Below are 19,584 nucleotides of genomic sequence, written 5' to 3' on the forward strand. Positions count from 1 at the left end.
AGCAACATCACCCAAGAAGGTGCTTTTGAGTTAGACAAACTCGTGCAGGTGTTAAAAAACAACCCAAACATGGTCGTTTTAGCCAAAGCACACACCGATAATCGTGGAAGTGATCAATACAACATGAATTTATCAGACAGAAGAGCTAAATCAACCGTGCAATACCTCCTGTCTAAAGGAATTTCCAAAAACCAAATCTCAGGAAAAGGAATGGGAGAAACCGAACCTAAAGTAGACTGTAAAGAAGCATGTACCGAAGAACAACATGCAGCTAACAGAAGAAGTGAATTCTTGATTGTGAAGAAGTAAGCTTCAATTTCAAGATATATAAACTAGAAAAGCCGTCTCAATAAAAAGATTTGAGACGGCTTTTCTAGTTTATATAGTTACATATTATAACGTTAATTCTAAAAATTGAAAGGTGCTAAGGATTCAAATTCTACAACTTTATTATGCAGCTTTTTCAAAAGCAATAAAATTTATTAATTCACCTGATTTATTAAAAATCGGAAATCCTTTAATATGACATCGGTACATTAAACCATCTTTTCTATAGTTTGTAACCGTTTTTTCAAATGGTTGTTTACTTTGGACTGCCAAACCAATTTCTTTTGAAGTTTGCAAGCAAGTAGCTTCTCCTTGGAACATCTTAGGAGACATTCCTAAAACTTCTTCGGGATGATAACCATTCATTCGAACCATGTTTTTAGTAGAAAATACAATTTTTAAGCTCGGACAAGTAACAACTACCACAGTATCAACATCAATATCATTATTAAAATTGAACTCGGTCTTCCAACTATTAAGGGTTGCTAATAATTCCAATTGATTTTGGTCTGATATAATTTTATTGAGTTGATTCAAAAAGTCACCATAAAAATCCCACGAAATTAAGGGCATTTTTTTTGTGTTTGAATTAGATTCATATATCGAAAAACTTTTGTCGTAATTCTTAAACTCTAACATAATAATTTAATTTTAGGTCAAAATTAAATTTTAATTTCAAACCGCAATTAAATTGTACAAGGTTTAACGATTGTTGAAGTTTATATTAAACATAAAATATTCTAATTAGAATACAAAATTATGTATATATTTGAGACAATTATGGTGAAAAAAATCAGCTATATCGCACTATTCCTAAAATGTTTATTAGTACTAGGACAAAATTATACTCCAATGCTAGATACACAGAACGAATGGCACATTACTAGTTGCTACGGAGGCTGTATTACCGATATCTATTACACCAACGGCGACACATTGGTGAACAACAAAATGCACAAAATTTTAGATGGTTATCATTATATTTCGAGGACTTTTCTGTTACATGAAAATATCGAAGAAAAAAAGGTTTTCCTTACAAGGATAAGTCCAAATCGCATAGATCAATACCTTTTATACAATTTTAATTTAGAAGAAGGTGATACTTTTGAAATGAAAAACCCAATTACGCCTTACCCCGCTGAAGGCGGTTTGTTTGTTTTAGATTCGATTCGAAATGTAGAAATTTGGTCAGGAGCAACACGAAAACATTTTTATTTTTCTCCTCACGAAACCAATCAAATCAGCACCCAAAATGCAATTTGGGTTGAGGGTGTCGGTTCTCTCTCAATAATAAATGCTCCAGGTGGTCATCCGGATATAAATGAAGTAGGATTATTGAGTTGTTTTTTTAAAAACGCAGAGCTTTTCTATTCAAATTTAACACCGGAAGTACCCGTTTGCGAATCAACTATTCTTTCGTTATCAGAAAATAAAGAACGAGAAATAATTGTTTATTATCCGGAAAATGATAAATCAATCTGTTATTTAAAAAATACAGAATATGTAACTAAAATTGAGCTTTTTGACTTAAACGGAAGAAAATTAGCATCCTTTAAAAATAACAATCAAGACGAAATGCGGCTTGATTTACAAATACTTTCAAATGGAATCTATAACCTCAAACTCTTTTATGATAGTGGAGGACAGCAAGTAAAAATAATGAAAAGCCATTAGTCTTCAAATACTTCCTGCATTACATTCCAGTCAATTTTTGAAAAAAATTAGATCATTCCTACTTCCCATACTCCTTCACAGCCTCCACAAATGCCTTCGCATGATCAACAGGAATATTCGGTAAAATTCCATGACCAAGGTTAACAATATAATTATCCTTCCCAAATTCATCAATCATTTGATGCACCATTTTTTTGATGGTTGGAATCGGCGATAACAATCGAGAAGGGTCAAAATTCCCTTGCAACGTAATTTTCCCTCCAGACAAATAACGAGCATTTCTAGGTGAGCATGTCCAATCTACACCCAAAGCCGACGCTTTTGATTTGGCCATATCATTTAAGGCAAACCAGCATCCTTTTCCGAAGACAATTACTTTGGTGTGCGGAGCCAATGCTTCTACAATTTGGTTGATATATTGCCACGAAAATTCTTGGTAATCCACCGGAGAAAGCATTCCGCCCCATGAATCAAAAATCTGAATCGCATTACAACCCACTTTTACTTTTTCTTTTAAATATAAAATAGTTGTGTCAGTAATTTTTTGCAATAATGTATGAGCGGCAATCGGGTTTGAAAAACAAAATCCTTTAGCCGTATCAAAACTTTTAGAGCCTTTTCCTTCTACAGCATAACAAAAAATGGTCCACGGTGAACCGGCAAAACCAATCAATGGCACCTCATCATTCAACATTTCTTTGGTTAATTTAATGGCATCAAAAACATACCCTAAGGTTTCATGAACATCTGGAACGATTGTTTTATTCACATCATCCATCGAACGAATTGGGTTTGGAATAATTGGCCCTAAATTGTCTTTTAATTCCACATGAATTCCCATCGCTCTCGGAACAACCAAAATATCAGAAAATAAAATAGCCGCATCCGGTTTTACGATTCGAATGGGTTGAACAGTGATTTCTGCCGCCAATTCCGGAGTTTCGCAACGAGTGAAAAAATCATATTTGTCACGTAAAGCTCTGAATTCAGGCAAATATCTTCCGGCTTGACGCATCATCCAAACGGGTGGACGTTCTACAGTTTCATTGTTTAAAGCTCTAAGGAAAAGATCGTTTTTTATCATAATTGTATTTTTTAAACTCAATAAATTTCAGATTTATGATTTATTAAAATAGTTTATCGTTTGTATGATTACGTTTTCAACCGTTGGTTGGTTTGCAATCACAATTTTATTTGTTGTTTTTTCAATTTCATTTGCTGTTGTTGTACCGATGCAGAAACAAATTTCATTAGAAATAGCATTTTCTTTTAGATAACTCTGAACTGCGGATGGACTGAAAAATAGAATTCCATCAATTTGATTATCCATTTTGTGTGGCGTTAACGTCGTTTTATACACTTCGTCTTCTTCAAAAATGATGTTGTTTTTTTGAAAAGCAATTGGAATAGTATCCCTTCTTAAATTTCCGGAGAAAAAAGTAAATTTTTTATCCGCATGTTTCTTCAATAAATAATCAACTAAATCATCGGCATAATCAAATGAATTTTCAACTTTAAAGTCATTTTTTTCCAAAAGTTGCTTTGTTTTCATTCCCACACAAAAACAAATTTTATCTTTTAAAATGAGGTGATTTTCATTATTCAAAATACTTAAAACCGCATTTTGACTGGTGAAAATTAAATAGTCAAATGTTGAATTTAGTTGAAAATTTTGAAATTCAATTTGAATAAAATCAGCTTCAATCAAACGAAAATCAGCATTGAGTAAAAACTGTTTTTGGTTGGGTTGAAGTTTTTTGGTGGATAATATTCTGATTGCTTTTTCCAATATTAATCTTGTCCTTCACAATAGATTGAAATGTTTTTATTTTCGCCAAAAACCACCAAAATATCATCTTCATAAATCACGGTTTCCGGTGTAGGCAAACCAATAGTTTCTTTCACAATTGATTTTTTTCCAATTAAATTCGTTTTTTCTTTTTTTCGGATAATCGTTACCAAATTCAAATGGTATTTGTCGATTGTATTTAATTCATACAACGTTTTTCCGTGAAATTCGGGTTTCGATTTTACTTCGGAAATCGTGTAATTATTATCTAATTGATAGTTTTCTAACGTCGTTTTAAAGTTGATTTGCTTCGTTAAACGATCGGCGCTTTCTTGTTCGGGATGAATGATACTGTAAATTCCCATCGCTTCCAAAACCGTATCGTGAATGGGCGACAAGGCTCTACTGATGATTTTTACATTAGACAATTTTTTGATAATGGCAGTGGTAATAATGGCAGCGCCTTCATTCTCTCCAATTCCAACCACCACTTTATCGGCATCTTTTAAAGGCAACGCTTCGTAGGCTAATTCGTTGGTAGAATCCATGCAAATGGCGTGCGAAATTTTATCTTTAATCAAGTTGACTTTGTCCATTTGTTTGTCAACGCCAATTACTTCGTTACCTGTTTCTGTTAGGCTTAACGCCAATGACATTCCGAAATTTCCTAATCCAAAAATGATGATTTTCATTTTCTTTGATTTTAGTTAATTAAAATATTCTCTTTGGGATATTCATAAAACTGATGGTTGATTTGACGCAGCAAACCAATCATTAAGTTGAGCATCCCGATTCTCCCGATGAACATGGTTGCAATGAGCACATACTTACTAGGTTCGGTTAAGGTTGGTGTAAAATTCAACGATAATCCAACTGTACTGTAGGCTGAAAAACATTCAAAAACAACCGAAAGTAAATCGGTTCCTTTGGGTTCAAAAATCAATAATGCCAAAATGGCAAATCCAATTACGATTAAGGAAATACATAAAATAGCAAAGGCTCTTGAAGTAGATTCACTCGAAATTCTTCTTCCAAAGAGTTGTATTCTTGATTTTCCTCTGGCAATGGCAAAAATGTTCAACGTTGCTAATGCAAAGGTACTGGTTTTTATTCCACCACCGGTTGATGCCGGCGAAGCTCCAATCCACATTAAAAAAATAATAAATAACAAGGTTGGTACGGTAAACTCTGTAAAATCGATAGTGTTAAAACCCGCAGTTCTTGGCGTAACAGCATTAAATGCCGTCGAAGTAATTTTTCCAAATAAGCTTTGATGATAATTCATCGTGTTATGGTATTCAGACATCCAAAGAAAAACAAATCCGCCAACCAATAACGCTCCGGTTGTGTAGAGAACAATCTTCGAGTTTAATGTCATTATACTAACTTGTTTATGGATTCGTTTTCTATCAAAAAACTCTACAACATAGATTTTAATGTATTGATAAAAATTGAAAATAATGTTATACCCTAATCCCCCAAAAACAACCATTACAATTACAATCCATTGCAAATAATAATTAAACTGAAGGTAACTTTCGCTTAAACCTGCCGATAACGTAGAAAATCCTGCATTACAAAAAGCAGAAATGGCATGAAAAATGGAAAAGAAAATTTTGTCTTCAATAGCTGGATTATCAAGAATAGATGAATAAATAAATAAGGCTCCTATTAACTCAACACTGAGTGTAAAAACAACCACGTTTAAAGCCATTTTTAAAACATCTTTTAAGGTGTCTTGGGCGATAAAATCTCGCACATTCAACCCTTCTTTAAAAGAAGAACTTCCTCGAAAGAAAAAAGCAAAAAACGACGTAAACGTTAAAATTCCCAGTCCACCAATTTGAATTAAACTAATGATGATAGTTTGCCCAACAGTAGTAAAATCGGTTGCCGTATCCAAAACAATTAATCCGGTTACACAAACAGCACTAGTAGATGTGAACAATGCATCGGTAAACGAAATTCCGTTGGTTGTGGCGTTAGGAAGCATTAACAAAAATGATCCGATGATGATAATGGCAAAAAAACTTCCCACAAAAACAATGGCTGGATTATAATACACTTCATAAACATATCGCACCAAAATCATTAAACGTATAATGAAATAAAAGATTAAACCGGCTTCTAGAATGGGCCGGATTTTGCGTAAAACTTCTAAATAATGAAGATTAAAATTTAAAATCGAAACAATCAGAGCGACTAAAAGTAAAACCCCAATAATAAAGGAATTGACTAACGCAACTTTTTTGCGACCAGAAGTTTTATAATAAAAATACTTGAAAATATTGAATGCAAATAAGGCAATAGTAATCAAAACTAAACCAATAAACTTTGGCGTTTGATATTCAATATGAATACTGTATCCAAAATCAAAAACGATGTACGTCAATACAATCAGATCGAAAAAGCGGTAGATTATCTTGAGTATTGAATCTCTCTGCATAGTTGAGCAATTAGTGTTTCTTTTCTAATGCTTTTTTTACGGAAAGCATTAATTCTGAACCACCGTTTTCTAAAATTTCCGTGGCACAAAGTTCGCCAAAATTTTGATATAAAGTTGTATTTATTGTTTTTTCTATTTCCAGTTTCACTTTTCCGTCTAATGAAAAGAGAACACCTTTTAAAGTGATTAAATCATCATTGATTTCTGCTAAAGCTCCAATTGGTGCTGTACAACCGCCTTCTAAAGTTTTGAGAAACTGTCGCTCTACAAATGTGCAGATTTCCGATGGTTTGTGGTTTAAATTAGCTAAAGCTTCTTGCGAAAAAGTATCATTTTCCATCGCAACCACCACCATTGCTCCTTGAGCAGGAGCAGGAATCATCCAATCGAGGTTGATAAATGTTTCGGGTTTTAAATTGATTCGTTCTAAACCGGCAGCGGCAAAAATAGCTCCGTTCCAATTTCCGTCATGTAATTTTTGCATTCTGGTGTTTACATTTCCGCGTAAATCTTCTACGTGATGTGATGGATATTTATTTAACCATTGGGCTTTTCGTCGCAAACTTCCGGAAGCAATTGTGCCTGAATTTTCTAAAAAAGACAAGTCTCCTTTGTGAACTAAAATGTCTAACGTTGAAGCTCGTTCTAAAACCGCAGCTTGCACAATTCCTTTTGGCAAAGCCGTTGGAACATCTTTCATCGAATGAACGGCGATATCTACTTCGCCTTTCAACATTGCAATATCAAGTGTTTTCGTGAAAATTCCGGTGATTCCGAGTTCGTAAAGGGGTTTGTCTAGAATAATGTCGCCGGTCGATTTTACAGAAATAATTTCGGTTTGATAACCCAACTCATTTAATTTTTTTTCTACCGTATGGGCTTGCCAAAGTGCGAGTTCGCTGTCACGAGTACCAATGCGGATAAGCCTCTTGTCCTCCGAAGATGGCAAAAATGACTCTGAATTATCGTTCATTATAGGTTACTTTTTGAAGTGCTTCTCCCTCGGAAACAATGGGACTTATTTGAAAAATTTTCTCAATCCATTCGATGCTTTCATCCACCATCGTATTATCATCTTTTAAATGATTAGCAAAATGGGTTGTGATTTTTTGAATGATTCGATTACTAATAATTTCAGCTTGATCATGATCAAAATTGGCGATTTTTTTTCGTTGAAAATCCAACTCGCCGTCTTTAATCGAATTCAATTTTTCTTTCAAAGCATGAATCGTTGGTGCAAATTTTCTGGCTTTCATCCACGAAATAAATTCCAATTTCACCTCATCAATAATGGCTTCAGCAGCCGGAATATGTAATTTTCTTTTTTCTAATGTATCGTCTGTCAATTGCGACAAATAATCCATATGAACCAACGAAACGTTATCCAATGTTTTCACATTTTCGTTTACGTTTTTCGGAATGGATAAATCTAAAATTAAAAGTGGTTTTTTAAGGTTCAGAATGTCTTTGTCAATGGTAGGATTTTGTGCTCCGGTAGCCACAATTAGCACATCTGCTTTCTGGATTTCTAGTTGTAATTCCGTATAATCTTTTACAATTAAATTGAATTTTCCGGCAATTTTTTCTGCTTTATCTTTGGTTCTGTTGATGAGAACAATATGGTCGTTTTTGGTATGTTTTACTAAATTCTCGCAGGTATTTCGACCGATTTTTCCTGTTCCGAAAAGCAAAATATTTTTTTGAGAAATTCCTTCAACGTTGTTGATAATATATTGAACCGAAGCAAATGCAACCGATGTCGCTCCTGAACTAATCTCCGTTTCATTTTTGATGCGTTTGCTGGCTTGAATCACCGCATTTATCAATCGTTCTAAAAATGAATTGGCTAATCCGAACGATTTGCTTTCTACAAAACTGTTTTTAATTTGAGAGATAATTTCAAAATCACCTAAAATCTGACTGTCTAAACCGGTTCCCACACGAAACATGTGTGAAATAGCTTCTTGATTTTTATAAACAAAAGCTACCTTTTGAAATTCTTCAACCGTTCCAATGCTGTTTTCACACATCAATTTAATTAGTTGAAACGGATGCTGTGCAAAACCATATATTTCTGTTCTGTTACACGTTGATGTAACAATCAAGCTGTCTATTCCTTCTAATTTCGCTTGTTGCAAAATACTCGTTTTTGCTTCGGCGTCTAAACTGAACTTTCCTCGTGTCTCAGCATCTGCTTTTTTGTAACTTAACCCAACCGCATAAAAGGTTTGATGTTTCGACAAGTTTAAATTTTCCATAAATACACTTTTCCTGTAAAAGTTGAACAAAATTATTACTATCTCTTCTATAAAAGTATCGCTCAAAGTACTTTTTGTATCGCTTGAAGATATACGAATCCAAAATATGGTTTTCATCGTAATTTCTTTTATATTTGTAGTGTTCTCAATGCTTTTGAATGCTTTTGTTTAGAATAATTCTAAATAAAGAAAATGAAAGCTCTCCGAACTATATACGAAAAAATGTCGCTATGGGTTCTCAAGAAGAAATAAAAATTGAAGATGACTTTATTTTAATCCGCTTTCAAAATGACTCGGAAGAGGTCGTTCGCTTTGAAAGACAGGTATCTACGGGTTTAATCCAGTTTCATTTTGGATTAAAAGGAAAAGCAAAATTTATCTTCAATCAAGGCAATTATGCGTTAGAAATGAAGGAAGAAAAGTCGCTTTTGCTCTATAATCCTCAAAAAGAATTGCCTGTTCATTTGGAGATTGCACCCCAATCTTGGATGATTTCGGTGTTGGTTTCTATTAAGAAATTTCACACGTTGTTTTCAACCGAAGCAGAATATATTCCGTTTTTGAGTGATAATAATAGGGAGAAAAAATATTATGCCGAGGAAAACATCAGTCCGTCAATGGCCATCGTGCTCAATCAGATTTTTCATTACAGCCTCAATGCATCTATAAAAAATCTCTATTACAAAGGGAAAGGTTATGAGTTGTTAAGTTTGTACTTTAACCGCAACGAAGATCCAAACGCCGACCATTGTCCATTTTTGATTGACGAAGAAAATGTTTTGAAAATTAAAAAAGCTAAAGAAATTGTCATTGCCAATATGGCCGAACCACCGGGTTTACAAGAATTAGCCGATCAAGTAGGTTTGAATTTGAAAAAACTAAAAATGGGTTTCAAACAAATTTATGGCGATAGTGTGTACAGTTTTTTGTTTGATTATAAAATGGAATACGCCCGAAAATTGTTAGACAGCGGAACATACAATGTAAATGAAGTTGGTGTGCAAATTGGTTACAGCACAGCATCGCATTTTATTGCTGCGTTTAAAAAGAAATTCGGAACAACTCCGAAGAAATATTTAATGTCATTGTCGAGTTAATGTTTTTTTATAAAATCATATGCCTGAAGTTGAACTAAAATACAATTATCCAAGAATTATTCTTTTTATAATTTTTGCAATTTTAATGATTGTTCTTTTTTCGTACATATATCTAAATTCATTTGAATTTTCTTTAAGAAAACCAGGATTTTCTAGAAATAATTGGGTTGGTCATCTATTTTATAAAAACGAAGGTTTGCTTTCTGTAATGTCAATATTTACTATTCTTTTATTTAGTTATGGATTGGTTTGTTTTGTTAAATTACTTTTCAGTAAAAGTTTAATCATAAAAAATGAATCAAATTATATTTACATAAATCAAAAAAAAATTGAAAGTTTAGCAAACATAACAGAAGCAAGAACTGTAAATGCTAACAATAATAAAAAAATTTATTTCTTTTATAAAGTACCCCGAGACAGAAAAATAGCAAAATACATTCCTTCTTTATTGAAAAAATGGTTTCAAAAAAATGAATACATATATGATATTACCTTTATAAAAGAAAAACCGGCGGAAGTCGATAAATTATTGAATAAGCTTTTAAAAAATTAATCTAAATAGTAAATTAAAAAATTGCAACTAAATAAAATGAAAAAAGGAGTATTATTAGTAAACTTGGGTTCGCCCGAAAGTCCAACCCCAAAAGATGTCAAGCCGTATTTAGACGAATTTTTAATGGATAAATATGTCATTGACGTTCCGTTTTTACTGCGAGCATTGCTAGTTCGCGGAATAATTTTACAAACCAGACCTAAAAAATCAGCCGCAGCATATGCCAAAATTTGGTGGTATGAAGGTTCGCCGCTTATTGTGTTATCCAAACGAATGCATAAAAAAGTGCAAGCCAACACCAGCATTCCGGTAAGTTTAGCGATGCGTTACGGCAAACCAAGTATTGAGTCCGGTTTACAGGAATTACACGATCAAGGCGTGACAGAAGTGATGCTTTTTCCATTGTATCCACAACACGCAATGGCTTCTACCGTGACCATTTTAGTTTTGGCAGAAGAAATTCGTAAAAAGAAATTCCCAAATATGAATTTCACAATTCTTCCGGCTTTTTACAACCAAAAAGATTACATCCGCGATCTATCCAATTCAATCAAAAAACATTTGGAAGGATTTGAATATGATCACCTATTGTTTTCGTACCACGGCATTCCGGAACGTCATATTCGCAAAACAGATATCACTAAAAGTCATTGTAAAATTGACGGTTCTTGTTGCAACACGCCATCGCCGGCACACGAATTTTGCTACCGTCATCAATGTTATGAAACCACCAAACAAGTGGTTGAGTTTTTAGGAATTCCCGAAGGAAAATACAGCCAAACTTTTCAATCGCGTTTAGCCGGAGACAAATGGTTAACTCCCTATACAGATGTGGAAATCAACAAAATGCCTGAAAAAGGAATTAAAAAGTTAGCCGTTGTTACGCCTGCTTTCGTGTCTGATTGTTTGGAAACGTTGGAAGAAATTGCGATGGAAGCCAATCATGAATTCAAAGAAAATGGCGGCGAAGAATTTTTAGCAATCCCTTGTTTAAACGACGACGACGATTGGTGCAAAACTTTAAGCCGATGGATTGACCAATGGGCTTTTGCTCAAACAGAAACCGCAAAATAATGGCACAATCATCAGGAGCTTTAGGCACAGATGACATCAAACAATTGTTGATTAAACAAGCTGTTCCGGCCTCTATTGGTATTTTATTTATGTCGGTTAACATTTTAGTCGACACCATTTTTGTAGGTCAATGGATTGGATCCTTAGCAATTGCCGCAGTTACAGTAGTTTTACCGATTACCTTTTTAATTTCTTCGTTAGGAATGGCGATTGGAATTGGCGGAAGCTCTATTATTTCAAGAGCTTTAGGAGGAAAAGACAAAGAAAAAGCCTATCGAACTTTTGGTAATCAAATTATGATGACCTTAGTTTTATCCTTGTTTTTTGTGTTGATTGGATTTTTGTTTTCCGGTGAAATTCTGCTTCTTTTTGGAGCGAATGGCGATATTATGAAACCGGCCAAAGAATTTTTTATTCCGGTTTTAATTGGTGTTCCGTTTTTGGCTCTTTGTATGATGGGAAACAATGTAATTCGTGCCGAAGGAAAAGCCAAATTTGCTATGATGGCAATGATCATTCCGGCATTTGGAAACATTATTTTAGACATTATTTTTATCAAATTTTTAGATATGGGAATGTTCGGAGCGGCATTGGCTACGACGATTTCCTATTTTATGTGTTTTATTTTTATACTTTGGTTTTTCGTCAAAAAAAGTGAATTAAAACCATCGCTTCATCATTACAAATTTGATTTATCGATTGTAAAAGAAATTTCTTCTCTGGGTCTAGTTACCTTTTCTCGACAGGGGGTTGTGAGTATTTTAGCCATCATTATCAATCATACTTTATTTACGTATGGTGGTGAACATTCTGTCGTTGTTTACGGAATTATTAGTCGGATGCTGATGTTTGCTCTGTTTCCCATTTTAGGCATCACACACGGATTTTTGCCAATTGCCGGATACAATTATGGTGCGGAAAATTACAATCGAGTGAAAGAAACCATTTCTATTTCGATAAAATATGCCGCTATTTTAGCCACATTTATATTTATTTTAATATTAGTTTTTGCTAAACCGATTGTTTCAGTTTTTACAAACGATGCAGATGTAATTGCCGAAACACCAGATGCATTACGTTGGGTTTTTGCTGCTTCGCCCATTATTGCTTTGCAATTGATTGGAGCGGCTTATTTTCAAGCGGCGGGAAAAGCAATTCCGGCATTACTTCTTACCTTAACGAAACAAGGATTTTTTCTGATTCCGCTTGTGCTTATTTTGCCGAATTATTTTGGTATTTTTGGAGTATGGGTCGCTTTTCCGATAGCAGATATTTTATCAACGATAATCACGGCCTACTTTTTGCGGAGAGAAATGACCACTAAACTGATTGAAAAACCGGATGGAATTTTATAACTATATCAAAGCACTGCACCTTATCTTTGTCGTCACTTGGTTTGCCGGGCTGTTTTACATTGTTCGATTGTTCGTGTATCATGCCGAAGCTAAAGAAAAACCAGAACCAGAACAAAGCATCTTAATCAAACAATATCAGTTAATGCAATACCGCTTGTGGTATATTATCACATGGCCGAGTGCTGTTTTAGCAAGTATTTTTGCCTTTTGGCTATTGCATTTAATTCCTGCTTGGCTTGAACAAGATTGGATGTTGGTTAAATTAGGTTTTGTGGTTTTATTGTATGCCTACCACATCAAATGCCACATGATTTTCAAAGAATTACAGCGAAATCTAGTGAAAAACAGCTCCAATTTTTTCCGCTTATGGAATGAAGGAGCCACACTAATTTTATTTGCTGTTGTTTTTTTAGTGATTTTAAAAAGTGCCATCAATTGGATATATGGCGTAATCGGAATTTTTGCTTTTTCGCTACTGATTATGATTGGATTTAAATTTTATAAACGAATTCGAGGCCGAAACCAGTGACTTTTACAAAGAAAATAAGCAACCTCTCTCTTCGGGTTAGAATTTTCATTTCGATGATTTTTTTAACGATGATTTCATCAATTTTGATTGCATCAGTTTCTATTATTCAATTTAGAAATGAAGCAAAAGAATATCATAAGGAACGATTAGAACGAAAAGAAACCGCGATAAAAGAAAACATCAACTACATTCTAAAAAACACCACTTATCCGTTAACAACCGAAAACATTCCACTTATTTTTTCCGAAAGAGATAAAATTCATGAAATTTCAGATATTCATGCATTGGAAATAAATTTTTATGATTTGAATGGTAAACTTTTAAAATCATCTAAATCTTCGTTTGCTATCGATGACGATCCAAAATCAATTCCTGATTATATTGTTAGACTAGTTCAATCGAGTATCGATAAAAGATATGTGGAAGTAAGGGAAATTAATGGTATTAAAAACTTATCCTCATTCAGCGAAATCAAAGATTTACAATTTAAGCCGTTAGCTATTTTAAATCTTCCCTATATTGAAGATGATGGTTATTATGAGCGAGAATTGCGAAAATTTATGATTCGTTTCGGGCAAGTATACGCTTTTATGCTCCTGCTTTCAGTTGTTTTGGCTTACTTTTTATCGAGTTTTATTACCAAATCCATCAAAACCATTTCCGATAAAATAACCGAAACACAGCTGAACAAAAAAAATGAAAAAATTGAACTAGAAACCAGCAGCAGAGAAATTGGTTTGTTAGTAGAAGCCTACAACAATATGGTAGATGAATTGGAAGAAAGTGCCGTAAAACTAGCACAAAGTGAACGCGAACAAGCTTGGCGAGAAATGGCAAAACAAGTGGCACACGAAGTGAAGAATCCACTCACACCAATGCGATTAACGGTACAGAGTTTTCAGCGAAAATTTGATGAAAACGATCCAAACATCAAGCAAAAACTAGACGATTACACCAACACTTTATTGCAACAAATTGATATTATGAGTTCTGTTGCCAATGCGTTTTCTAACTTTGCATCGATGCCTGCTCAGCAGAATGAATTAATCAATGTGGTGGAAGTAGTTCAACTTGGATTAGAAATTTTTAATGAAAATTATATTCGTTTCGAATCGACAAAAAAAGAAATTTTAATGTTGATGGATCGAACACAGTTAATCCGAATTATTACAAATTTGATTAAAAATGCAACGCAAGCCATATCAGAGGAAAATATTAATCCTATTGTTTTAATTTCTGTTTCTGAAGAAAATTCAAACTTAAAAATTGAAGTCAAGGATAATGGAATTGGCATTTCTGACGAAAATAAAAAGTATGTTTTTGAACCTAAATTCACCACAAAAAACAGCGGAATGGGTCTTGGTCTAGGCATTATCAAAAAAATAATCGAAAATTATAACGGAACAATTACCTTTGAATCAGCACAAAATATTGGAACAACATTTATTGTTTCTTTGCCAATAAATACAAACGAATAAAAAAACAAATCATGAATTACGAGACTATTTTAATCGAAAAAGAAAACGGAATTTCTGTTATTACTATCAATAAACCAACGAAATTAAACGCATTAAACAAAGCTACAATTGAAGAGCTTCATCATGCTTTTGATGCGGAAGATAAAGATAAATCAACCCGAGCAATCATCATTACCGGAAGCGGAGAAAAAGCATTTGTTGCCGGAGCCGACATTTCGGAATTTGCCCATTTTTCTGTGGAAGAAGGCGGAAAATTAGCGGCACAAGGGCAAAAGTTGTTGTTTGATTTTGTCGAAAATTTATCTACGCCGGTTATTGCTGCCGTTAACGGATTTGCACTTGGTGGTGGATTAGAACTAGCGATGTCTGCTCATTTCAGAATTGCTTCAGACAATTCCAAAATGGGTTTACCGGAAGTAACTTTAGGCGTCATTCCGGGTTATGGCGGAACCCAACGTTTACCGCAATTAGTTGGCAAAGGCCGTGCGATGGAAATGATCATGACCGCAACTATGATTGATGCCGAAACCGCCAAAAATTACGGATTAGTAAATCACGTTGTCCCACAAACTGAGTTAATTGAATATACAAAAGGAATTGCTTCAAAAATTGCTAAAAATTCACCCGTTGCTATTTCCAATGCGATTGATGCGGTAAATGCTAATTATAAAGATGGAATAAACGGGTATGAAATAGAAATTAAAAACTTCGGAAAATCATTTGGAACCGCCGATTTTAAAGAAGGAACAACAGCTTTTTTAGAGAAGAGAAAAGCGGAGTTTAAAGGAGAATAAATCACAAAAAAACACTATAAATCATTTGTTAAATATCAAATTACTACGTTTTTTTTGATATTGAACTTTCTAAATATAGTAGAATTTAGAAAGCACTTACAGTTTGTAAAGTAAGATTGTTGAGTTATTTCTGAATACTGCGACCGTCAACTGACCACTACTTCTCCCCTTCCCATTCGGCATAAAATTGGCTCAAAAATGTTTCCATAAAACGGTGGCGTTCTTGAGCTAATTTTTTTCCGGTTACGGTATTCATTTTATCTTTCAGAAGCAATAATTTCTCATAAAAATGATTCAAAGTAGGCGAATCACTTTTTTTGTATTCTTCCTTAGTCATGTTTAATTTTGGGGAAATAGTGGGATTGTATAACGCTCTGTTTTTAAATCCGCCATAATTAAAAGTTCTTGCAATTCCGATTGCCCCTAAAGCATCGAGTCGATCGGCATCTTGCGCAATTTCTAATTCTTTGGATGAAAAAGTCTTTTCAAAATTCCCGCCTTTGAACGAAATATTTTTAATGATTTGAATTACGTGCTCGATTATTTCTTCAGAAACATTTTCGCTTTCTAAAAATTTTCTTGCTGTTTTTGGACCAATTTCTTCATCTCCGTTATGAAATTTGGAATCGGCAATATCGTGCAATAAAGCTCCTAATTTCACAACGGTAACATCACAAACTTCTTCTTGAGCAATTAAAACCGCATTTTTAAAAACGCGTTCGATATGAAACCAATCGTGACCGCCTTCGGCATCTTGGAGTTGTTCTTTAACGAAAAGAATGGTTTTGTCTATGATTGTCATTAATTAGTAGTTAGTATCGTAATTCTTTAAGTTCATAAAAACATCTTCATTGTAGTTATTAATATCATTTTCTTTACGAAAAATCAGCATTGGTCCGAAGACATTAAAAATTGCTAAAAGACCATAATCTTTATTAAATAAAATTGGACCGGTTCCATCTATACTCGGACTTTCTAAAACATAATAATAAAAGTCCATTCCAGATATTTTATCTTTATAAATAATATTACTTTTAGACAAAATAAAGTTTTCACCACCAAAATTGAAAATATTTGATTTTAAATAAAATTCAATATCAATTACTTTAGAACTGTCTTTTTGGCTAGTATAATTAAAGGTTACTACAGAGTCTAATTTTTTCTTTTGATAACCAAACTCTTCTATTTTAGGTTTATCGGCATGATAAATATAAACAGAAAGAGAACTTACCTCATCTTTTTCCATTTTTTTACAAGCTGATAAAACGAGAAAAATTAAGGCTAAATATGAAAGAAAAATTACTCTACTCTTACTTATCATTAAGATTTATTTCACCAAAGCAGGTTGCACCCATTTAAACACATGTCCAGTCTCAGGAATCACTAATCGTTCAGAAACTCTAGCCATTCTCGCAGGAAGTTTCATCAAATAATCACGGGCTTTTTCGGCCTCATCGGTCAAACCGTTCATTTGATCAATATTCCATTTATCGATGAGTTTTTGCATAATGTCAACATAATCGGCAGCCGTGTAAACACCAATTCGTTGAGCAGAATCAGAGAATTGTTCAAAAGCAGAACTTATTTTTTGACCCGATTCACGAAGAAAATGAGCCGGCATTACAATTTTTTGTTTCATCATATATTGAAAAGCCAACATCATTTCGCTTGGATCAACTTGAAAAATTTGATTCACAAATTCGCTATACGCATGATGATGACGCATTTCGTCGCCGGCAATTAATTTGCACATTTTAGACAATTTGTTGTCGCCATATTTCTTTGCCATTTGAGCCACACGATTGTGCGAAACATACGTAGCTAATTCTTGAAAACTGGTGTACACAAAGTTTTTATAGGGATCTTTTCCGGTTCCAATATCAAAACCATCATTAATAAGATGTTGCGTAGTCATTTCGATTTCACGCATATTCACTCTGCCGGAAAGATAAAGGTATTTGTTAAGCAAATCGCCGTGACGATTTTCTTCGCCTGTCCAGCTTCTCACCCATCTTGACCAACCATTTCTTTCTTCATTATCAACACCTTCCACTTCCATCAACCAGGATTCATAGGTTGGTAAGGCTTCTTCGGTAATGGTATCACCTACCAAAGTCACCCAAAAATCATAGGGTAAATCTTTGGCAATTTCACGCAATTCTTTTACTTCTTCAAAAAAAGTTTCCTTTTCAGAATCCGGTAATAAATCGGAGGGTTGCCAAATTTGTTCTACCGGAATTAAGTAATCGTTCATAAAAGTATCGACCTTTTTTTCCAACAACTGCATTACTTCTAAACGAATGTTTTTTATTGACATAATTTTAAATTTTTATTCCGCTTACTACAGCGTTTTCGGTTTTTTGCATCATCTCTTCAAATGTCATTCCTTTTACAGGAAAAGGTTCTTGTATTGTAAACGTAATTTTATTTCCCAATCCCATCGGAAATTGTCCAAACCGATTCATTTTCCATGAATTACTAATTGAAATCGGCACAATATAAGCCGAAGGAGCGTATTTATACAAGATTTTTAAGCCATTTTCTGAAAATTTCTTCGGAACTCCAGTTTTACTTCTCGTTCCTTCCGGAAAAATAACGGTTGAACGCTTGTGTTTTTCAATGTACTCGGCCATCACTTTAATAGCAGACAACGCTTGCTTGGTATCCTTTCTATCTATTAAAACGGAACCGCCATGCCTTAAATTGTATGAAACACTTGGAATTCCTTTTCCTAATTCCTTTTTACTAACAAATTTTGTATGCCAATTTCGCATAAACCAGATAATTGCCGGAATATCATATAAACTTTGATGATTAGCTACAATTATTATCGGTACGCCTCTAGGTAATTTTTCTCTGTTTTGAAAATCATACGTGGTCCCTAGTAAATGCGTTGTTCTAACTAGGAAAAAATTTAAAATACTCACACTTTTTTTGTGAGCTTCGTAGCCAAACCAATTAAAACAAATCCATTGAATAGGATGAAATATACACAAAAACAACCCAAATAGTAGGTAATAGATAACCGAAATCGGATAAGAAATAATTTTGTGCATTTCGTTTTTGGAATGAGTACAAAAATATGAAATCCTTTTTACTAAAATGTTTTCTTTTTAAGGAAAATAAATTTATCTCAATTAAAAAAAATAGTATTTTTACAAATTATAATTAACTATTTAAAGCCACATTATTATGAGTTCAGAAAAAGAAGCAAAATTAAAAGCCTTGCAATTAACATTAGACAAACTTGACAAAACTTACGGAAAAGGAACTGTCATGAAAATGGGAGACAAAGCGGTAGAAGAAGTGGAAAGTATTTCTTCCGGTTCTTTGGGTCTCGATTTAGCCTTAGGTGTAAACGGATATCCGAAAGGTAGAATTATAGAAATTTACGGTCCGGAATCTTCTGGAAAAACTACTTTAACACTTCATGCTATTGCAGAAGCTCAAAAAGCCGGCGGAATCGCAGCTTTTATTGATGCTGAGCATGCTTTTGATAGAAATTACGCTCAAAAATTAGGTGTTGATATTGAAAACTTAATTATTTCGCAGCCGGATAACGGTGAACAAGCATTAGAAATTGCCGAAAACTTAATTCGCTCAGGAGCAATTGACATTGTGGTAATTGACTCGGTAGCCGCCTTAACACCAAAAAGTGAAATTGAAGGTGAAATGGGTGACTCCAAAATGGGATTACACGCTCGTTTGATGTCGCAAGCGTTAAGAAAACTTACTGCAACGATTAGCAAAACACACTGTACGGTTTTCTTTATCAATCAATTACGAGAGAAAATTGGTGTAATGTTCGGAAATCCTGAAACCACAACCGGAGGAAATGCGTTGAAATTCTACGCTTCTATCCGTCTTGATATCAGAAGATCATCACAAATTAAAGATGGTGAAAATGTGATAGGTAACCGCACAAAAGTGAAAGTCGTTAAAAATAAAGTAGCTCCGCCGTTCAGAACAGCAGAATTTGATATTATGTATGGTGAAGGTGTTTCAAAAACAGGTGAAATCCTGGATTTAGCTGTAGAATTTGAAATTATCAAAAAAGCAGGCTCATGGTTTAGCTATGGCGAAACAAAATTAGGTCAAGGGAGAGATGCCGTGAAATCTCTGATTAAAGATAACCCGGAAATGGCCGATGAACTAGAAGCAAAAATTAAAAACAAAATTAAAGAAGCCGAATAAATTTGAAACCCGAAAT

General features: G+C 33.9%; 21 protein-coding genes. 10 read left to right on the plus strand and 11 right to left on the minus strand.

Annotated features, from left to right (window positions below; all coding sequences use genetic code 11):
• A partial coding sequence (locus B0I10_RS03080; protein WP_146740302.1) for an OmpA family protein occupies positions 1-309 on the plus strand: 309 nt, incomplete at its 5' end.
• Between the two features lie 141 nt (positions 310-450).
• Here the strand turns inward: B0I10_RS03080 and B0I10_RS03085 are convergent.
• The gene (locus tag B0I10_RS03085) at positions 451-966 is read right to left on the minus strand and encodes a PAS domain-containing protein (RefSeq protein ID WP_112085037.1); all 516 of its coding nucleotides are present in this window, start codon (positions 964-966) and stop codon (positions 451-453) included.
• A gap of 213 nt (positions 967-1,179) precedes the next feature.
• Between B0I10_RS03085 and B0I10_RS03090 the strand changes: the two genes are divergently transcribed.
• Positions 1,180-2,001, plus strand: a complete 822-nt coding sequence (locus B0I10_RS03090) for a T9SS type A sorting domain-containing protein (protein ID WP_181456878.1) — start codon at positions 1,180-1,182, stop codon at positions 1,999-2,001.
• Between the two features lie 58 nt (positions 2,002-2,059).
• Here the strand turns inward: B0I10_RS03090 and hemE are convergent, their stop codons facing one another.
• Genes hemE through hemA form a run of 6 tightly spaced genes read right to left on the minus strand, consistent with a single transcriptional unit; the run spans position 2,060 to position 8,494 of the window.
• Positions 2,060-3,085: a uroporphyrinogen decarboxylase gene (gene hemE, locus B0I10_RS03095; RefSeq protein WP_112085314.1), complete on the minus strand. Its 1,026-nt coding sequence runs from the start codon at positions 3,083-3,085 to the stop codon at positions 2,060-2,062.
• A gap of 33 nt (positions 3,086-3,118) precedes the next feature.
• Positions 3,119-3,790 (minus strand): uroporphyrinogen-III synthase, encoded by a 672-nt coding sequence (locus tag B0I10_RS03100; RefSeq protein WP_112085039.1) that lies wholly within the window; start codon positions 3,788-3,790, stop codon positions 3,119-3,121.
• A gap of 2 nt (positions 3,791-3,792) precedes the next feature.
• A complete protein-coding gene (locus B0I10_RS03105; RefSeq protein ID WP_112085040.1) occupies positions 3,793-4,482 on the minus strand; it encodes a potassium channel family protein in 690 nt (229 codons plus the stop codon).
• Between the two features lie 11 nt (positions 4,483-4,493).
• Positions 4,494-6,236 carry a TrkH family potassium uptake protein gene (locus B0I10_RS03110; protein WP_112085041.1) on the minus strand — a complete coding sequence of 581 codons (1,743 nt, stop codon included), beginning with the start codon at positions 6,234-6,236 and terminating at the stop codon, positions 4,494-4,496.
• Positions 6,237-6,246: 10 nt separating this feature from the next.
• Positions 6,247-7,209, minus strand: a complete 963-nt coding sequence (hemC, locus tag B0I10_RS03115) for a hydroxymethylbilane synthase (RefSeq protein ID WP_112085042.1) — start codon at positions 7,207-7,209, stop codon at positions 6,247-6,249.
• Entirely contained in the window at positions 7,199-8,494 is a 1,296-nt protein-coding gene (gene hemA, locus B0I10_RS03120) for a glutamyl-tRNA reductase (protein ID WP_112085043.1), read from the minus strand. The genes hemC and hemA overlap by 11 nt, the downstream gene beginning before the upstream one ends.
• A 230-nt stretch (positions 8,495-8,724) precedes the next feature.
• On the opposite strand from hemA, the gene B0I10_RS03125 reads away from it, so the two are divergent.
• From B0I10_RS03125 to B0I10_RS03155, 7 genes are read left to right on the plus strand one after another with little or no spacing between them, the layout of a single operon-like run.
• A complete protein-coding gene (locus B0I10_RS03125) occupies positions 8,725-9,591 on the plus strand; it encodes an AraC family transcriptional regulator (RefSeq protein WP_112085315.1) in 867 nt (288 codons plus the stop codon).
• A 19-nt stretch (positions 9,592-9,610) separates the two neighbouring features.
• A complete protein-coding gene (locus tag B0I10_RS03130) occupies positions 9,611-10,144 on the plus strand; it encodes a hypothetical protein (RefSeq protein WP_112085044.1) in 534 nt (177 codons plus the stop codon).
• Between the two features lie 36 nt (positions 10,145-10,180).
• Entirely contained in the window at positions 10,181-11,218 is a 1,038-nt protein-coding gene (gene hemH / locus B0I10_RS03135) for a ferrochelatase (RefSeq protein WP_112085045.1), read from the plus strand.
• Positions 11,218-12,573, plus strand: a complete 1,356-nt coding sequence (locus B0I10_RS03140) for an MATE family efflux transporter (protein WP_112085046.1) — start codon at positions 11,218-11,220, stop codon at positions 12,571-12,573. The genes hemH and B0I10_RS03140 overlap by 1 nt, the downstream gene beginning before the upstream one ends.
• Positions 12,560-13,102 carry a CopD family protein gene (locus tag B0I10_RS03145; protein WP_112085316.1) on the plus strand — a complete coding sequence of 181 codons (543 nt, stop codon included), beginning with the start codon at positions 12,560-12,562 and terminating at the stop codon, positions 13,100-13,102. The genes B0I10_RS03140 and B0I10_RS03145 overlap by 14 nt, the downstream gene beginning before the upstream one ends.
• 53 nt (positions 13,103-13,155) lie before the next feature.
• Entirely contained in the window at positions 13,156-14,580 is a 1,425-nt protein-coding gene (locus B0I10_RS03150; RefSeq protein WP_112085047.1) for a sensor histidine kinase, read from the plus strand.
• 11 nt (positions 14,581-14,591) lie between these two features.
• Entirely contained in the window at positions 14,592-15,374 is a 783-nt protein-coding gene (locus B0I10_RS03155) for an enoyl-CoA hydratase/isomerase family protein (RefSeq protein ID WP_112085048.1), read from the plus strand.
• Positions 15,375-15,531: 157 nt separating this feature from the next.
• On the opposite strand, the gene B0I10_RS03160 is transcribed toward B0I10_RS03155, so the two are convergent.
• The 4 genes from B0I10_RS03160 to B0I10_RS03175 are packed head-to-tail and all read right to left on the minus strand — an operon-like array spanning position 15,532 to position 18,430.
• Entirely contained in the window at positions 15,532-16,176 is a 645-nt protein-coding gene (locus B0I10_RS03160; protein WP_112085049.1) for an HD domain-containing protein, read from the minus strand.
• Positions 16,177-16,179: 3 nt separating this feature from the next.
• Positions 16,180-16,695 carry a hypothetical protein gene (locus tag B0I10_RS03165; protein WP_146740303.1) on the minus strand — a complete coding sequence of 172 codons (516 nt, stop codon included), beginning with the start codon at positions 16,693-16,695 and terminating at the stop codon, positions 16,180-16,182.
• A gap of 6 nt (positions 16,696-16,701) precedes the next feature.
• A complete protein-coding gene (locus B0I10_RS03170; RefSeq protein WP_112085051.1) occupies positions 16,702-17,691 on the minus strand; it encodes an acyl-ACP desaturase in 990 nt (329 codons plus the stop codon).
• Between the two features lie 4 nt (positions 17,692-17,695).
• Complete coding sequence (locus B0I10_RS03175; RefSeq protein ID WP_112085052.1) at positions 17,696-18,430, minus strand: lysophospholipid acyltransferase family protein; 735 nt, start codon at positions 18,428-18,430, stop codon at positions 17,696-17,698.
• Positions 18,431-18,566: 136 nt separating this feature from the next.
• Between B0I10_RS03175 and recA the strand changes: the two genes are divergently transcribed.
• A complete protein-coding gene (gene recA, locus B0I10_RS03180) occupies positions 18,567-19,568 on the plus strand; it encodes a recombinase RecA (RefSeq protein WP_112085053.1) in 1,002 nt (333 codons plus the stop codon).
• Positions 19,569-19,584 lie beyond the last annotated feature (16 nt).

Source organism: Flavobacterium lacus (assembly GCF_003268815.1).
GTDB classification, from domain to species: Bacteria; Bacteroidota; Bacteroidia; order Flavobacteriales; family Flavobacteriaceae; genus Flavobacterium; species Flavobacterium lacus.

Coding starts and splice junctions, on each gene's coding strand:
- B0I10_RS03165 (WP_146740303.1), bottom strand. CDS start 16,695: ATGATAAGTAAGAGTAGAGTAATTTTTCTTTCATATTTAGCCTTAATT.
- B0I10_RS03175 (WP_112085052.1), bottom strand. CDS start 18,430: ATGCACAAAATTATTTCTTATCCGATTTCGGTTATCTATTACCTACTA.
- hemH (WP_112085045.1), top strand. CDS start 10,181: ATGAAAAAAGGAGTATTATTAGTAAACTTGGGTTCGCCCGAAAGTCCA.
- B0I10_RS03105 (WP_112085040.1), bottom strand. CDS start 4,482: ATGAAAATCATCATTTTTGGATTAGGAAATTTCGGAATGTCATTGGCG.
- hemE (WP_112085314.1), bottom strand. CDS start 3,085: ATGATAAAAAACGATCTTTTCCTTAGAGCTTTAAACAATGAAACTGTA.
- B0I10_RS03155 (WP_112085048.1), top strand. CDS start 14,592: ATGAATTACGAGACTATTTTAATCGAAAAAGAAAACGGAATTTCTGTT.
- B0I10_RS03160 (WP_112085049.1), bottom strand. CDS start 16,176: ATGACAATCATAGACAAAACCATTCTTTTCGTTAAAGAACAACTCCAA.
- recA (WP_112085053.1), top strand. CDS start 18,567: ATGAGTTCAGAAAAAGAAGCAAAATTAAAAGCCTTGCAATTAACATTA.
- B0I10_RS03145 (WP_112085316.1), top strand. CDS start 12,560: ATGGAATTTTATAACTATATCAAAGCACTGCACCTTATCTTTGTCGTC.
- B0I10_RS03125 (WP_112085315.1), top strand. CDS start 8,725: ATGGGTTCTCAAGAAGAAATAAAAATTGAAGATGACTTTATTTTAATC.
- B0I10_RS03110 (WP_112085041.1), bottom strand. CDS start 6,236: ATGCAGAGAGATTCAATACTCAAGATAATCTACCGCTTTTTCGATCTG.
- B0I10_RS03170 (WP_112085051.1), bottom strand. CDS start 17,691: ATGTCAATAAAAAACATTCGTTTAGAAGTAATGCAGTTGTTGGAAAAA.
- hemA (WP_112085043.1), bottom strand. CDS start 8,494: ATGGAAAATTTAAACTTGTCGAAACATCAAACCTTTTATGCGGTTGGG.
- B0I10_RS03140 (WP_112085046.1), top strand. CDS start 11,218: ATGGCACAATCATCAGGAGCTTTAGGCACAGATGACATCAAACAATTG.
- B0I10_RS03150 (WP_112085047.1), top strand. CDS start 13,156: ATGATTTTTTTAACGATGATTTCATCAATTTTGATTGCATCAGTTTCT.
- B0I10_RS03090 (WP_181456878.1), top strand. CDS start 1,180: ATGCTAGATACACAGAACGAATGGCACATTACTAGTTGCTACGGAGGC.
- B0I10_RS03085 (WP_112085037.1), bottom strand. CDS start 966: ATGTTAGAGTTTAAGAATTACGACAAAAGTTTTTCGATATATGAATCT.
- hemC (WP_112085042.1), bottom strand. CDS start 7,209: ATGAACGATAATTCAGAGTCATTTTTGCCATCTTCGGAGGACAAGAGG.
- B0I10_RS03130 (WP_112085044.1), top strand. CDS start 9,611: ATGCCTGAAGTTGAACTAAAATACAATTATCCAAGAATTATTCTTTTT.